The organism is Kribbella sp. NPDC043289, from assembly GCF_056436705.1.
Genome location: NZ_JBWKCB010000012.1, coordinates 1 through 15608, shown reverse-complemented (window position 1 = coordinate 15608; position 15608 = coordinate 1). Strand labels below are relative to the sequence as shown.

Below are 15608 nucleotides of genomic sequence, written 5' to 3'. Positions count from 1 at the left end.
ATGGCGCTCGGTGACTTCTTCGCACGGCTGACCGGCCGTAAGGAGGAGCCCGAGCCTGCCCCCGTACCCCGGCCGCCGACGAACGACGACCTGCTGGCGGCGCTGGTCCGCGTCGAGCAGCTGGTCGCGGGTGGCGCCGTACCGGCGGTCGTCGCGTCGCGTGTCGGGCGGGTGGTCCGGGTGGTGCGGGAGACGATCCCGCGGCTCGGCAATCTGGGCGGTAGCGCGCAGGCGTACTCCGTGATGGCGACGGCGACCGACTACCTGCCGGAGGCGATCGGCGGGTACCTGCGGCTGCCGCGGCAGTGGGCCGACACCCGGCCGGTGGACCGCGGCAAGACGTCGCTGATGATCCTCATCGATCAGTTGGACCTCTTGGCAGCGACGATGGACAAGGTCTTCGACGCGGTGAACCGCGCCGACGCGGCGGCGCTGATCGCCCATGGCAGGTTCCTGCAGGAGAAATTCGGCACCGGCTCCACCGGCGGAGGCTTGGCGCTCGGCCCGACCGAGTCGACCCCGGCACCGACGATGGGGCCGAACAGCACACCAAGCACAGGACCAAGTACGGGCCCGAGCGCTGGACCAACTGGACCAAGCAGTGGACCGGCGGGGCCGTTGACACCACCACCTGGACGAGGAGGGACATGACCGGCGCGGGGGGAAGCTCGCTGCAGCAGGCGCTGTCCGCGCTGCTGGAGGTCGCCGGCCGTGCCGGGATCGCGGAGGACCGGGCCCGGTCCGAGGCGTTGGCGTTGGCCGCCGCGTTGGCGGAGTCGGCGCCGGGTGCATCCGCCGACTGGGGTAAAGCGGTCGACGACGCGACAACCCAGGACTTCTTCGACGCGGCCGTTCGCGGCCGGCGGTGGCGGGGCGCGCCGACGGCGGTGCTGAGCGAGTTGATCGCCGCGGGTTCGACCGAGAAGGCGGCGTACGCCGAAGCTCTCGCGGAGATCGCCTCCGCGGCGTGCACGTTGGGTGAACCAACGATGCGGGTCATAGGAAACGCGTCGGTAGCAGCCGCGGCACAGCTTCAAGCCGCGGGCGCGCGACCGCTGCAGACCACCTCAACTCCTGCACCTGCCGCTCCACCTGCACAGGAAACTCCGAAGGTAGAAGAGGTTCCGGAGAAGACGGTTGAGGAGTTGCTGGGTGAGCTCGATGAGTTGACGGGGCTCGCTCGGGTGAAGCGGGAAGTGCATCGGCAGGTCGCCGTACTGCGGGTCGAGAAGTTGCGGACCGAGGCGGGACTGAAGAGCGCGACGATCACCCGGCACCTGGTCTTCGTGGGGAATCCGGGGACCGGGAAGACGACCGTCGCTCGGCTGGTGAGCGGGATCTACAAGGCGCTCGGCCTGCTGTCCAAGGGACAACTGGTCGAGGTCGACCGTTCTGAACTAGTGGCCGGGTACCTCGGGCAGACCGCGACGAAGACCGCCGAGGTCGTCGAGTCCGCGGCGGGTGGCGTGCTGTTCATCGACGAGGCCTACAGCCTGACCGCCGGTGACAACGGCGCCGACCAGTACGGGCGCGAGGCCGTCGACACGCTGGTCAAGGAGATGGAGGACCGGCGCGACGACCTGGTCGTGATCGTCGCCGGGTACCCCGTGCCGATGGCCGCGTTCATCGCCGCGAACCCCGGACTCGCCAGCCGGTTCCGGACCACGATCGAGTTCGAGAACTACAGCGACGACGAGCTGACCGACATTCTCACCGGGCTCGCCGAAGCGGCCGACTACGAGTTGGTCCCGGAAGCGCTGGAGCGGTTCCACGAGATTCTCACCGCGACGCCGCGGGACGGTTCGTTCGGCAATGGGCGGTTCGCCCGCAACGTACTGGAGGCCGCGATCGGCCGGCAGGCCTGGCGGTTGCGCGACGTGACGGCACCGACGACCGAGCAGTTGCGTCAGATCGTGGCGACGGATCTCGACGAGGACGAAGAACAAGCCGAGCAAGGAGTACAGGCGTGACCCAGACGCAGAGTGCGCCGCCCGCGACCTTGGCGCCCGCGCCGGGTGCGGTGCAGCAGGCGCCGTCCGCCCAGGCCCCGAGCCGGCGCGGCGCGGTCGCGCAGTGGTTCGCGGGTACGCCGGGCCGGATGCGCGCGTTCCTGATCATTGCCGCCGCGATGAGCGTGGTCTTCGGACTGGCCGCCGCGCAGGGCTTCAGCCAGTCCGACGGCGCCCTGGACCGCGCGCAGGCGAACGCCGCGCAACTGGTCCGGATCCAGGCGATCCACACCAACCTGGTCAGCGCGAACGCCGACGCGACCAACGCGTTCCTGGTCGGCGGTCTCGAACCGCCGGACCAGCGCCAGCACTACGTCGACTCGATGGCCGCGGCCGCCGGGTTGATCTCCGATGCCGCGAGCGCACAGCCCGCGGACCGGGAGGCGCTCGGGGCGTTGAACAAGACGCTGGTCACCTACGAAGGGCTGATCGAGCAGGCCCGGGCGAACAACCGCCAGGGGTTGCCGATCGGTTCGCAGTACCTGAAGGACGCCAACTCGGTCCTGCAGGAGAACTCGCTCCCGCTCGTGAAGGCGCTGGTCGAGGCGAACGAGAAGCGGGTCGACACCGAGTTCGACGGGATCAGCTACGGCACCATCTGGATCGTCGTCGGTGGTGTGCTCGCGCTGGTGATCTTCGCCGTCACGCTGCGCTGGCTGGCCGGCCGTACGCACCGCTACATCAACGTCCCGATCGCGGCCGGAGCGCTGCTCGTGCTGCTGACGACCGTCGTCGGTGGGATCGCACTGGCGAGCGCATCCGGCGCGGCGAAGGACACGCGCAGTACGGAGTACGAACGCACCCTCGCACTGTCCCGCGCCCGCATCGCGGCGTACGACGCCCGCTCGAACGAAAGCCTCACCCTGATCGCCCGCGGCTCGGGTGACAACTTCGACCAGGCGTACAACGCGGCGGCCGCGCAGGTGAACGAGCAACTCGACAAGCTCGGCACGACCGACATGACCCTGCGGAACCTGTGGAACGAATACTCCACTGTGCACACCAAGGTCCGGCAGACCGACGGCAAGGAAGGCAACTGGGACGGCGCCGTCGCGATGGCGGTCGGTGCGGACAACCAGAAGTACAACTCCGTCGACACCTTCAAAGCCTTCGACACCGCGTCGAACGAGCAGCTCGACGACACCAGTACGTCGGTGCAGAGCCGGCTGGCCGATGCTCGCGACGGGCTGCCGCCGATCGGCTGGCTCGGCGTACCGATCGGCATCGTCGCCGCCCTGCTCGTCGCCTGGGGCATGTCGCAGCGCCTGGAGGAGTACCGATGAAGAAACTGATCCCGATCGCGGCCACCGCCGCGCTGCTCCTCACCGCCTGCGGCAGCGGCAACTATGCGGCCACCCAGATCCCGGCCGAGCCCGCGCCGACCACACCGTCGGCCGCACCGGCGACGCCGTCGAGCTGCGACAAGACCACCGAACTGCAGTCCTACAAGCCCGAGGGCGCACTGCCCGCGCCGGGCCAGATGCCGGCCGGTACGACGATGGCGGACATCCAGGCTCGCGGCCGATTGATCGCTGGTGTCTCGGCGGACAGCCTGCACCTCGGCGCCCGGAACCCGCTGACCGGCGTGATCGAGGGCTTCGACATCGACATGGTGAAGGCGGTCGCGACGGCGATCTTCGGCACCTGGAAGGGTCACCTCGAGCTCCGGGTGATCTCGAGCCCGCAGCGGATCCCCTCGCTGCAGAACAAGAGCGTCGACATCGTCTCTCGGAACATGACGATCAACTGCGAGCGCTGGCAGCAGATCGCGTTCTCGGCGGAGTACTACCGCTCCGGCCAGAAGACGCTGGTCCAGAGTGACTCGACCGCCAAGACGCTCCAGGACCTCTCCGGCGAGACGATCTGCGCCCCGGCCGGATCGACCAGCCTGGACAACCTGAAGAAGGCGAACCCGAAGATCAAGCCGATCACCGCCGACACCGACACCGGGTGCCTGGTGCTGTTCCAGCAGGGCAAGGCGGCCGGGATCAGCGGTGACGACACGGTGCTGGCCGGTGACGCCGCGCAGGACCCGTACGCGAAGGTGCTGAACGAGCGGATCAGCAACGAGCCCTACGGCCTGGGCATCAACAAGGACAACGTCGAGTTCGTGAAGTTCGTCAACGGTGTGCTCGCGCAGATGAAGGCCGACGGTCGATGGATGACGTCCTACAACCAGTGGCTCGAGCCTGACCTCGGTGAGCTCAAGGCCCCACCGACACCCGCGTACGGACGCTCATGACCGTTCGTACGCCGACCGCTTCGGCGCCCGCGTCGCCGGGGAAAATGGGGAGCAGTGTTCCGGCGACGGAGCTGCTGTCCTATCTGAACGCGCTCGGCGAGTGGCGGGACCGGCGCAAGGCGGAGCTGGACGAACTGGATCAGGCCGCCCTGCACGCGGCAGAGGCGGATGCGCTGAGCGCGGACGTCGTACTCAGCATGACGGTCTGGAAGGCGGTCTCGGACCGGTACGAGCTGATCCTCGTCACCTGGGACTCGGGTCGCGTCGGCGCGAAGGAGACCGAGCAGATCTCGACGCTGATCTGGGGCGGTCTGGACGCCGGCGCCGCGGGCGGCTCGCTCGCGGTTTCGTTGCCCGAGGCATGCAAGCTGTCGGATGCGCTGGCGTCCAGCCTGCGCGCCAAGCTCGCGCTGGAGCCCGGCGACGCCGACCTCGCCGCCCGCCTCCGGCAGTTGCGCGCGCAGGTCGAGCGGATCAGCGACCTGGTCAAGCAGGAGCCCGCGAACGTCCGCGACACAGCGCTCGCCTCACATCACGACCTCGACCGCCGCCTCACAGACCTTGCCGACCGCAACAAACGCGGCGCGGACATCGGCGGACTGATCGGCCCGCTCGAACTGGACGCGGCCAAGGCGGAACGTGACCTGATCGTCGGTGCCGCGACCCGCAAGGAACGCGCCGCCGACGTCGCCCGCGCCCGCGCGCTACGGAGCGAGCTCGAAGCCCAGGGTACGGCGGTCCGCGCGCTCGCCGACAAGACCGTCGCGACGGTCAGTCCGGCCCCGCGCCTCGCCGTACCGGATGTGACCGCGCTCGGTGCGGTGCCGAACACCCCGGCCGAGCTGGCGAAGTACCTGACCCGGCTCGACGCCGTACGACGGGCGCTCGGGCAGGCGCAGGCGGCGTACGGGGCGGCGCTCGGACGACGTGACGAGCTCACCCAACTGCTGGACGCCTATCAGGTCAAGGCGGCAAGTGTTGCCCCGGGCAACGAGGATCTCGCCGAGCTGTACCGGCGCGGCCGAGCGGTGATCGAGGCCGAGCCGGTGGACCTGGCCCGCCTCGGTGCACTGGTAGCGGCCTACCAGGCCTACCTGGAAGGAACGAAATGACGACCTGCACCCAGCCGGGCTGCACCGGCTCGATCGTGGACGGGTACTGCGACGTCTGCGGCTCCCCCGCCGCGGCAGCAGCGCCGGTAGCGTCGGCTCCCGCGACAGGCGCCTGCACCCAGCCCGGCTGCACCGGCACGTACGTCGACGGGTACTGCGACGTGTGCGGCTCGCCCGCGCCCGACGGCTCGTCCAGCCCGTCAGCAGTCTCCGGCGCCCCGGCCGTCGTCCACGAGGCGGACCCGCTCAGCTCCGTGTCGACAGTGTCACGCGCGTCCAACCGCCTGGCGTCCACGCCGCTCGGTTCGGCCCGCGCGGCCCAGGCCGGTTCGAAACTGACCCGCAAGCTCGGTACGTCGTCCACGCGGCTGCGCGGCGCGCGCCTCGGTGCCGGACTGACGCAGGTACCGTCGATCCCCGCGATCGACGCCAGCAAGGCGATCCTGGCGAACCCGATGGTCCCGGAGGACCGACGGAACTGCCCGAGCTGCGGCAACCCGGTCGGCCGCTCCCGCAACGGAACGCCGGGCCGCACCGAGGGCTTCTGCCCGAAGTGCCGCAATCGGTTCTCGTTCGCGCCGAAGCTGAAGGACGGTGACCTGGTCGGCGGCCAGTACCTCGTCCGCGGCTGCCTGGCGCACGGCGGTTTCGGCTGGATCTACCTGGCCCAGGACAAGAACGTGTCCGACCGCTGGGTGGTGCTGAAGGGCCTGCTGAACTCCGAGGACCCGGACGCGGTCGCGGCGGCGATCGCGGAGCAGCAGTTCCTGGCCCGCGTCGAGCACCCGTTGATCGTCGAGATCTACAACTTCGTCACCCATGACGGCGCCGGCTACATCGTGATGGAGTACGTCGGTGGCACCTCGCTGAAGACGCTGCTCAAGCAACGGATGTCCGAGAACCACGGCCAGTACAACGCGCTGCCGATCGACCAGGCGATCGCGTACCTGCTGGAGATCCTGCCCGCGTTCTCGTACCTGCACGATCTCGGCCTGGTGTACTGCGACTTCAAGCCGGACAACATCATCCAGGTCGGCGACGCGGTCAAGCTGATCGACCTCGGTGGCGTCCGGCGGATCGACGACCTCGACTCGGCGATCTACGGAACGGTCGGTTTCCAGGCTCCCGAGGTGGCCGAGGTCGGCCCGTCGATTGCCTCCGACATCTACACACTCGGCCGGACCCTGTGCGTGCTGGCGATGGAGTTCCGCGGCTATCAGAGCCGGTACGTCGACTCGCTGCCGCCGGTCGGCGAAGTACCGCTGTTCCAGAAGTACGACTCGGTGTACCGCCTGCTGGCCAAGGCGTGCGCGAAGGACCCGGCGGACCGTTTCCAGTCCGCTGACGAGTTCCGCGTGCAACTGCTCGGCGTACTGCGTGAGGTCGTGGCGGACAAGCAGGGCACCAAGGCGGCTCAGCACTCGGCGTCCTCGCTGCTGTTCGGGACTCCGGGCGACAAGGCAGCCGGACTGGGGGAGGCGGCCGCGCCGTGGCAGCAGCTGCCGTCACTGGCGCCGGACGACGGCGACAAGATGGCCGGCTGGCTCAAGACGGTCAGCGTGCCGGACCCGGCCAAGCGGCTGGAGCTGCTGGTCGGCGCGCCGGAGCAGTCCCCGCAGACACTGCTGGAGGTCGCTGAGGCCGCTCTGGAGATCGGGCCGGAGCGTTACGACATGGTCGACACCGCGGTGGCCGACCTGCTCAACTCCGACCCGTGGGAGTGGCGAGCGGTCTGGATGGCCGGACTGGTCGCGCTGGCCCGTGGTGACTCGGCCGCGGCCCAGTCCGCGTTCAACGCCGTCTACGGACAGGTGCCGGGTGAGCTGGCACCGAAGCTCGCGCTCGCGATCGCCTGTGAACACAGCAACGAGTACGACGTTGCCGAGGGCCTCTACCTCACCTGTGCGCGGACGGATGCCAACTACATCGCACCGTCGGCGTTCGGTCTGGCCACGATCCGGACGCAGCGCAACGACCTGGACGGAGCGCTCGGCGCGCTCGACCTGGTACCCCGGACCAGCGGCGAGTACGTACGGGCCCGTCGCCAGCGAGCCGGTCTCCTGGCAGGATCGGGGCGTGGCCTTCCCGCGCTCGCCCAGGCGATGGACAGCATCGCGACGCTGACCATCGACCCGGTCGACCGGGCCAACCTGGCCGCGAACGTGTTCCGGACCGCGCTGACCGAGGTCCAGCAGTCCGGTCCGCAGGAGGCTCTGCGGATCGACGGCCGGGCGGCGACCGAGCCTGCTCTGCGGGACGGGCTCGAGGCCACCTACCGGTTGCTGGCCGACCAGGCCCAGTCCCGGCCGGAACGGATCGCCCTGGTCGACCAGGCCAACGAGGTTCGAGGATGGACGTTGCGATGACGAGTAAGACCGAGACGGTCTGCCCCAGCTGCGGTGGGCCGGTGTCCGAGGCCGATCGCTTCTGCGAGGCCTGCGGCACCGAGCTGACCTCGGCGGCCACACCGAACACCCCGGCCCTGGACACCGACACCGAGCCGACCGTGGAGATCACCGCGGTCGCGATCCCCGAGGCGGACCCGGCCGGGCCGTGCCGGTCGTGCGGCGGCACCGTCGGCGCCGACGGGTACTGCGAGACGTGTGGGACCAAGGCCGCGAAGCCCCGGGACCACTTCGAGGAGCAGCCGGCACCGTGGGTCGCCGGAGTGTGCGACCGCGGGATCCGGCACAGCCGCAACGAGGACGCGATGGCGATCGAGGCCGACGAGGCGCCGGGCAGCCGCGCGCTCCTGGTCGTCTGCGACGGGGTCAGCTCGTCGCTCGACTCCGACGTCGCCAGCCTCGCCGCCGCCCGTGCGGCACGTGAGGTGCTGGCGGCCGGCCATGCGCAGGGTCTCGGCACCGAGTCGTCCCGGAGCAGTGCGATGGCGGCCCGCTTGAAGGCGGCGGCCGACGCTGCGAGTGACGCCGTACTGGACAGCACGAGTCCGGACAGCCCGAACCCGGCGTCCTGCACGTTCGTCGCGGCGGTGCTGGAGGACGGTCTGCTGGTCGCGGGCAACGTTGGCGACAGTCGCGCGTACTGGTTCCCGGACGACGCCGAGGCGGTCGCGCTGACCGTCGACGACTCGTGGGCGGCCGAGCTGATCGCCACCGGGATCTCCCGTGCGGAGGCCGAGTCCGGTCCGCACGCGCACGCGATCACCCGCTGGCTCGGCAAGGACGCACCGGACCACACGCCGCGGACCATGACGGTTCAGGTCACCGGGCCGGGCTGGCTGCTGGTCTGCTCGGACGGCCTGTGGAACTACTGCTCGGAGGCGGCACCGCTGGCCGACCTCGTACGTCAGACTGCTGCGGGCACGGGTGGCGAGCCGAAGGCCACCGCGTCCGCCCTGGTCGACTGGGCGAACGCCCAGGGTGGTCAGGACAACATCACCGTCGCCCTGGCACGGATCTAGCCCTTTCCCACCCCACCACCCCAGACAGAGGACCCGAGATGGCCGACTTCACCGCCTCCGTGTACCAGAACGAGTTCCTGCCCGACGGCGGGACCGACGTGCACGCCATCGTCACGGTGAACTGCGCCGGTGCCGGCTCCGCCGGGCAGTCCGGCAGCGGTGACGCGGGCGAGATCATCATCGTCGACACCTCCGGCTCGATGGGCCGCGACGGCGTCCAGGCCGCGGCCTTCGCCGCCCAGACCGCGATCGACCAGATCCTCGACGGCGTCTGGTTCGCGGTGATCTCCGGCAACGACCGCGCGCAGCTGGCGTTCCCGCCGTCCGCCGAACCGGTGATGGTCCGGATGGACTCGTACACCCGGCAGGCCGCGAAGGATGCGGTGTCCCGCTTCTACGCCGACGGCGGCACCGCGATGGGCACCTGGCTGCGGCTGGCCTCGCGAGTCTTCGCGACCGTGCCGTCGCTGTCGCAGAAGCACGCGATCCTGCTGACCGACGGCGAGAACCAGCACGAGACGCCGGAGGCGCTGACCCAGGCGATCGAGTCGGTCACCGGTCAGTTCCAGTGCGACACCCGCGGCGTCGGCGTGGCCTGGCAGGTCGACGAGGTACGGCGGATCGCGCAGGCGCTGCTCGGGACGGTCGACATCATCCCGGCACCGGACCAGCTGGCCGCCGAGTTCTCGAAGCTGATCCAGAACGCGATGAGCCGCGGTGTCGCGCAGGCCGACCTGCGGGTGTGGGCGCCGCAGGGTGCCGAGGTGCTGTTCGTCCGGCAGGTCGCCCCGACGGTCGAGGACCTGACCAGCCGGCGTACGTCGGTCAACCCGCTGACCGGCTCGTACCCGACCGGGTCGTGGGGTGACGAGTCACGCGACTACCACGTGGCGATCCGGCTGGCTGCCAAGGCGGTCGGACAGGAGCAGCTGGCCGCTCGCGTGCAACTGGTGCTCGGTGACGACGTGGTCGCGCAGGGCCTGGTGAAGGCGCTGTGGTCGGCCGACGAGGCGCTCACCACCCGGATCAGCCCGGAGGTCGCGCACTACACCGGGCAGACCGAGCTGGCGCAGGCGATCCAGGACGGTCTGGCCGCGAAGGCCGCCGGTGACACCGCGACGGCGACCACGAAGCTCGGCCGCGCGGTCCAGCTCGCGGCGGCGACCGGGAACGAGGAAGCGACCACGCGGCTGCGCAAGGTCGTGGACATCGACGACCAGGAAACGGGTACGGTGCGGCTCAAGCGCACGGTCGAGAAGGCCGACGAGATGGCGCTCGACACAGCCTCCACCAAGACCACCCGGGTGCGGAAATGACCGTGAACTGTCCGAGCGGACACCCCTCCACGTCAACCGACTACTGCGACGTCTGCGGCCTCCCGATGGCCGCACCGGAAGCAGGTGCCGCAGAAGCAGGAGCCCCAGAAGCTGCTGCGCCTGCACCGGCAGCACCTCCGGCTGGGCAGACCTGCCCGAATTGTTCTGAGCCTGCGTCAGCCGACGCGCTGTTCTGTGAGAGCTGCGGCTACGACTTCACCACCGGCACGATGCCGCGCCCTGCGTCGTCGCTCGACCTGTCCGCCGCCCCGGCCCCGACGGCCCCGACGACCCCGCCGGCGCCGGCCGCGACAGCCGAGTGGGTTGTCGAGCGCTGGGTCGACCCCGACTGGTACGCCGTACAGCAGAGTGACGACCCCTGCCCGTCGCCGGGCCTCCCGGCCGTCATCCCGCTGACCGAGAAGAGTCTGCTGGTCGGCCGCCCGTCGCGCAGTCGCGGTATCTCGCCCGAGGTCGACTGCGGCGACGACACCGGCGTCAGCCGCCGCCAAGCGCAACTCACCACCGACGGTCAGCGCTGGTGGGTCGAGGACCTGCAGTCCTCCAACGGCACGTACGTCGCTTCTGCGGCCGGCCCGCTCCCGGAAACCCCGATCGTCCCGGGCCAGCGCCAGGAACTGAACCCCGACGACCGCATCTACGTCGGCGCGTGGACCCGGCTCGTCGTCCGCAAGGCCACGCCGGAAGAACTCGCGGGCCAGGCTTAGAAACAGGCCTAGGAACTGGTGCCGGGCTGGAATCCGCGGGTCCAGCCCGGAGCGGGGTTGAAGCAGAGCCACTCGATGGCGGCCGATCCGAGGACAATCGGGATCGCCCACGCCCACGGCTGGTGCGGGAGGCTGACGATCGCGACAGCCGTCCACAGTGCGATCCAGCCACCGCCGTACCCGCGAAGCACGCCGCGGTACCAGAGACCACCCGGGGCCTCGGCGGCGCGCTGACCGAGGTACACGAACAGGTACGACGCGATCGTGATCGGCCAGAAGTACCAGAGCCGGCCCCAGTCGTACGGGACCATCACCAGCGCGGTCAGGCAGACCAGCGCGATCAGCCAGTGGTAGGTCTCGCCGGCCCAGTTCAGCCGGCGACGGCGCAGCGTCAGGACGATCGCCAACGGACCGAACACGACGGCGAGACCGCCGGCCGCAACATGCAGGATCAGCGCGATATCACGCATCTCGGCGACTCCCCGACCCCCGAGCCATCTGACATGTCAGGGAGCATAGGGGTCGGGACGCCGCTCGTCTGCACCTCGAACGGTGCGAGTTCAGGTCAGCTCTCGGGGAACGACAGCACCCGCCGTACGGCGAACTTCCGGTATCCCCCACGCTCGAAACTCTTCGCCATCGGCACGTTCCCGAAGTCGGTGTCGGCGCGGACCCACTTGGCGTCCATCTCCGACTGCAGGTGGGTGATCTCCGCCAGCAGGTCGTCGATGAAGTGGTGTCCCCGGTGCTCGGGCAGGACGCCCAGGTACCCGACGGTCGGTCCGCTGGCGTTCGCGGACGGGATCGCGAACCCGATCAGCTTGCCCTCGCCGTCGTACCCGAGCCGCCACCAGGACCGGTCACTGTTCGGCATCGACTTGTACAGCTCGAGCTCTTCGCGGGCCGAACCCTCGACGCCTAGCCGGGCGATCTCCCGCGCGGTCGCGGCGTCCAGGCTGCCCTGGCTGACCCGCATGAACACGTCGACGAACGCGTCGTCGTCGGCCGGCTCGAACCGCAGCCGGGTGGACCGCTCCGGGAGCCCGTACTCCGGCTTCCACTCGTACCGCAGCCGGTCGGTGATCTCGGTCAGACCGGCCGCCGCGGCCGCCTGCGCCCGCGACTCGAGCGCGGCGACGACATCCGGCTTGTCCTGCCAGTCGCTGTCCAGGAAGAAGTGGTACTCCGGTGGCTCGGCATCGGCCGGCCGGGCAGCGATCGCGTGCTTGATCAACTCGGTCCACACCGGGACCGGGTCGCCATCGCCGGCGTAGTACAGGCCGTCGATGCTGAACGGGTGGTCGTCGGTCGGGCCGCCCCACCAGATGGCGAGCGCCTGGATCGTGCCGTTCTCCTCGACGGCCCAGGTCCAGTCGTCGCGGTAGTAGCCCGCGGCAACGTACTCGCGGTACCGCTCGAGGGTGACGGTGTTGACGGATTTGTTCTCGATGAGAGCAATGATGGTGTCGAGGTCGGCCTCGACGGTGGTGCGGATGGTCACGAATCCTCCAGAAGGAGGCGCGGGCTCCGCTCAGTGCGAGCTGGACGAGCGGACAGGTCGCGCCGGAAAACAAGTCAGAGTGTTCATCGGTCGCTCCTTCCACGTCGCGTGTCGTTCTCGCCGTCGCAGACTCTAGGTGAACGCCGGGGTCATAGTCCACCTGTTATTCACAGCTGGGATGTCCCGGCGGCGCCGCGACAGGGAAGCCTCTCGAGCATGAGAACCCTCATCGCTGCCGTGACCCTGGCGACCACCGCCGCCCTCGGGTCCACGGCCTACGCCGCCCCAACCGCCCCGACCACCTCGTCGTACGTCGCGCCGCACACCGTCGCAGCCCAGACTGTCGCGGCACCAGCTGCGATCGATAGCTGTGCGCTCAGTTCGCTGCCGTCCCAGGCATCCGACACCTTGAAGCTGATCCACTCCGGCGGGCCGTTCCCGTACCGCCAGGACGGGACTGTCTTCTCGAACCGGGAGGGCGTCCTTCCCGATGAGTCGTCCGGGTACTACCACGAGTACACCGTGGTCACGCCCGGCTCCCCGGACCGCGGCGCCCGCCGGCTGATCGGCGGCGGCGCGAAGACCACCCCCGAGCACGTCTACTACACCAGCGACCACTACGCCTCGTTCTGCGAGGTCGACGAGAACAGCTGACACGTCTGAGAGTAGTGTCGTCGGCACTTTGGGTGATCATTCCGTGGACGGAAGGATTCTTCACCGATGCCGACTCTGCATCCGGTCCTGCGGTCCGTGACCGCTGGACTCGTGCTGTCCGCCGCTCTGCTCGGCTTCGGCCGGCCCGACTCCGGGCTGGCCGAAGCGACCGGCGATCCGCTCAAGCTCACCACGGGGATCTACGTGGACCCGGCCTCCTCCGCGGCGGCCTACGTACGGCGCCATCCGGAGGACACCGAGCTCGCGTCAAAGATCGCCACCCAGCCGTCGGCGCGATGGCTCGGCGCCTGGAGCGGCGACGTGAAGGCTGGCGTCACGGCGTACACGACGGCTGCTGACCAGGCCGGCAAGCTGCCGGTGCTGGTGACCGACAACCTGCCCGGCCGGCAGTGCGGGATCGGGGGCGGTGCCGCGACGGACACGGCGTACCGGCAGTGGATCGCGGCCGTTTCGGACGGCATCGGCGCGCGGCCGGCGGTAGTGGTTCTTGAGCCGGACGCGCTGGCGCGGCTGGACTGCTACCCGACGTCGGAGTGGGACGGTCGGATCGCGCTGCTGAAGTACGCCGTCGGGCTGCTCGCGGTGAAGAACCCGAACACGTGGACGTACCTCGACGCGGGCAACGCGACATCCGGCGACGCGAAGGAGATGGCGCGCCGACTGCGGCTCGCGGACGTCGGTAAGGTCCGCGGGTTCGCCCTGAACACCGCGAACTACTTCACCACCGACCAGTCCGTCACCCGCGGCACCGAGATCCTGAACGCGCTCGGCGGCGGCACTCACTACGTCATCGACACCAGCCGCAACGGCAACGGCTCCGACGGCAGCTCCTGCAACCCAATCGGCCGCAAGCTCGGCACACCGGCCGCCAAGTCCACGTCTCCGGTCGATCTCCATCTCTGGCTCCGCACTCCCGGCGAATCCGACGGGCCGTGCGGACTGACGCCGGATCTGCCCACTCGGGCCTTCTCGCCACTGCTCGCGCATCGCCTGATCAGCGGCGTCTGAGTCGAGGTGGGCGGGGCACCCCGCGCGCCTGCTTGACACTTGTCCAGATTTCGCTGCGTTGTTACCAAAATCGGACCCCGGTGCTGCCCGTCGACCAGGGGGTGCAGCAGACTGGTGCGGTGATCGTTCCGGAGAGCCACCGTACCCCCTCACACCGAGTAGGCGGACCTCTGGTCAAGCGGTCGTATCACGGCGTACCGTCGCCTGAAGCTGGGCCTTTCCTGGGCTTGGCGTCACCTCCGCAGCACCGACCGCCTCATGATCGGAGGGCGTGAATGGCATCCTGGCTACTGCGCGCCCAATGGTCGCACCGTGACGAGTCCGTCGAGCACCGCGCTCTCCGCGTCGGCCGGACGCTGACTGCGGTCGCGGTCGCGTTCCCCGACGTCCATAACTGGACCCAGGACGAGCGCTGGGGGTACCACGTCCTCGAGGCGGACGGCTCCACCCCGCTGCAGGAGATGGTCGAGGCGACCACCAAGGTGCTCGCGAACGGTACGAGTACGACGCGACTCCACCTGCAGAGCACCGGCGAACTCCCGTGGCTGTTCGATCTGTCCATGGGCGGCACGATGACGACCATCTCGGATCAGCTCACGCTGCACTGGAGCGACGAGGACGCGCTGCTGCAGTCTGAGCGGTTCGCCCAGGTCCTCCGCGCGGTCGTGACGATCTGGGAACCGCAGTGGGCCAGCATCGCCGACACCGAGCTCGCGGCCGCCGCCGGCGTTTTCCGGCGTGGCATCCCGATGATGGGCTGGCTCACGTACGTCCGTGGCATGGTGGCCGGCGCACCGGGTATCGACATCGACCTCACGCCGTACGAGCGTGGCACCCTGCTGCAGGCACCGGTGTCCCCCGTCGACATGACGCCCGTCCACATCTGCGCCGCGGCCGCCCTCGTCGGCATCGCCCCTGAAGAAAGCTAGCCCTGAAGAAAGCTAGTCCGTCACCACTCTTTGCCGGTCCCAGCGGCTTAGCTCATCCGCAGTCGGCACTTCGAACTTCGTCTCGTACTCGCGGAGCTCCTCCCGAGTGATCCGGAACGTCGCCGGCGGGAGATTGGCGTTCCGCTTCTCCACCCGCTCCCAGAGGACGTTGAACGGTGGATTGAGGAGGACTATCTCCGTGGTCGCGCCGAGCTCAGCGGCTTGGGTCCGGAAGAGATCGCGTTCTTCCATCGACCAACAGCCGTAGTCGAGGATCACGTCGACGCCGAGTACCAGCGCCCTGGCGGCGACGCCCCACAGCATCTCCGACTCCAGGACCCAGCGGCGTCCGTCGACCTCGTTCGTGTTGAAGAGCGCCTGCATCCATGCGTCGGGCGTCAGCCTGAGAGCCCCGCGCTCTTCCTCGAGCCGGCGTGAGCACGACGTCTTTCCTGCACCCGGCAGTCCTACGACCAAGACCAGCACAGCCATGCCCAGAGCCTAGGCCGTTCAGTACGGTCCCGGCGACGGAAATAGTGGTGGGCACATATGTTAAGGGCCACCCCGATTGGGGTGGCCCTTAACAGTGTGAATGTCCGGCGGCGTCCTACTCTCCCACGACCTCCCGGTCGCAGTACCATCGGCGCTGAAGGGCTTAACTTCC

General features: G+C 69.4%; 15 protein-coding genes and 1 rRNA gene. 12 read left to right on the top strand and 4 right to left on the bottom strand.

Annotation, left to right across the window (positions count from 1 at the left end; translation table 11 throughout):
- The 9 genes from AC0662_RS39595 to AC0662_RS39555 all read left to right on the top strand — a co-directional run bounded on the left by AC0662_RS39595 (window position 1) and on the right by AC0662_RS39555 (window position 10831).
- Window positions 1–651 carry a hypothetical protein gene (locus AC0662_RS39595; RefSeq protein WP_452202146.1) on the top strand — a complete coding sequence of 217 codons (651 nt, stop codon included), beginning with the start codon at window positions 1–3 and terminating at the stop codon, window positions 649–651.
- A complete protein-coding gene (locus tag AC0662_RS39590; protein WP_452202144.1) occupies window positions 648–1970 on the top strand; it encodes an AAA family ATPase in 1323 nt (440 codons plus the stop codon). Before AC0662_RS39595 ends, AC0662_RS39590 begins: the two co-directional genes overlap by 4 nt.
- Window positions 1967–3292, top strand: coding sequence for a hypothetical protein (locus tag AC0662_RS39585; RefSeq protein ID WP_452202142.1), 1326 nt, complete (start codon window positions 1967–1969; stop codon window positions 3290–3292). Before AC0662_RS39590 ends, AC0662_RS39585 begins: the two co-directional genes overlap by 4 nt.
- Entirely contained in the window at window positions 3289–4251 is a 963-nt protein-coding gene (locus AC0662_RS39580) for a glutamate ABC transporter substrate-binding protein (protein ID WP_452202140.1), read from the top strand. The genes AC0662_RS39585 and AC0662_RS39580 overlap by 4 nt, the downstream gene beginning before the upstream one ends.
- On the top strand, window positions 4248–5363 hold the full coding sequence (locus tag AC0662_RS39575; protein WP_452202138.1) for a hypothetical protein: 1116 nt from the start codon (window positions 4248–4250) through the stop codon (window positions 5361–5363). The genes AC0662_RS39580 and AC0662_RS39575 overlap by 4 nt, the downstream gene beginning before the upstream one ends.
- Complete coding sequence (locus AC0662_RS39570; protein ID WP_478307116.1) at window positions 5360–7729, top strand: serine/threonine-protein kinase; 2370 nt, start codon at window positions 5360–5362, stop codon at window positions 7727–7729. The genes AC0662_RS39575 and AC0662_RS39570 overlap by 4 nt, the downstream gene beginning before the upstream one ends.
- On the top strand, window positions 7726–8787 hold the full coding sequence (locus tag AC0662_RS39565) for a protein phosphatase 2C domain-containing protein (RefSeq protein WP_478307114.1): 1062 nt from the start codon (window positions 7726–7728) through the stop codon (window positions 8785–8787). Before AC0662_RS39570 ends, AC0662_RS39565 begins: the two co-directional genes overlap by 4 nt.
- Window positions 8788–8825: 38 nt before the next feature.
- Complete coding sequence (locus AC0662_RS39560) at window positions 8826–10103, top strand: vWA domain-containing protein (protein ID WP_452202132.1); 1278 nt, start codon at window positions 8826–8828, stop codon at window positions 10101–10103.
- A 230-nt stretch (window positions 10104–10333) separates the two neighbouring features.
- Complete coding sequence (locus tag AC0662_RS39555) at window positions 10334–10831, top strand: FHA domain-containing protein (protein WP_478307112.1); 498 nt, start codon at window positions 10334–10336, stop codon at window positions 10829–10831.
- A gap of 8 nt (window positions 10832–10839) precedes the next feature.
- Here AC0662_RS39555 and AC0662_RS39550 read toward each other — a convergent pair whose 3' ends face one another.
- Together AC0662_RS39550 and AC0662_RS39545 are read right to left on the bottom strand one after the other, a co-directional pair.
- Window positions 10840–11301: a hypothetical protein gene (locus AC0662_RS39550; protein WP_452202128.1), complete on the bottom strand. Its 462-nt coding sequence runs from the start codon at window positions 11299–11301 to the stop codon at window positions 10840–10842.
- A 95-nt stretch (window positions 11302–11396) separates the two neighbouring features.
- A complete protein-coding gene (locus AC0662_RS39545; RefSeq protein ID WP_452202126.1) occupies window positions 11397–12332 on the bottom strand; it encodes a GNAT family N-acetyltransferase in 936 nt (311 codons plus the stop codon).
- Between the two features lie 216 nt (window positions 12333–12548).
- Between AC0662_RS39545 and AC0662_RS39540 the strand changes: the two genes are divergently transcribed.
- The 3 genes from AC0662_RS39540 to AC0662_RS39530 all read left to right on the top strand — a co-directional run bounded on the left by AC0662_RS39540 (window position 12549) and on the right by AC0662_RS39530 (window position 14944).
- Entirely contained in the window at window positions 12549–12986 is a 438-nt protein-coding gene (locus tag AC0662_RS39540; RefSeq protein WP_478307110.1) for a guanyl-specific ribonuclease, read from the top strand.
- Between the two features lie 66 nt (window positions 12987–13052).
- Window positions 13053–14015: a glycoside hydrolase family 6 protein gene (locus AC0662_RS39535; RefSeq protein WP_452202123.1), complete on the top strand. Its 963-nt coding sequence runs from the start codon at window positions 13053–13055 to the stop codon at window positions 14013–14015.
- Window positions 14016–14290: 275 nt separating this feature from the next.
- Window positions 14291–14944, top strand: a complete 654-nt coding sequence (locus AC0662_RS39530) for a hypothetical protein (protein WP_452202121.1) — start codon at window positions 14291–14293, stop codon at window positions 14942–14944.
- Between the two features lie 12 nt (window positions 14945–14956).
- Here the strand turns inward: AC0662_RS39530 and AC0662_RS39525 are convergent, their stop codons facing one another.
- On the bottom strand, window positions 14957–15436 hold the full coding sequence (locus AC0662_RS39525; RefSeq protein ID WP_478307108.1) for a P-loop nucleotide/nucleoside kinase family protein: 480 nt from the start codon (window positions 15434–15436) through the stop codon (window positions 14957–14959).
- Window positions 15437–15538: 102 nt separating this feature from the next.
- Window positions 15539–15608: ribosomal RNA gene (gene rrf / locus AC0662_RS39520) — 5S ribosomal RNA — on the bottom strand; the annotation flags it as partial.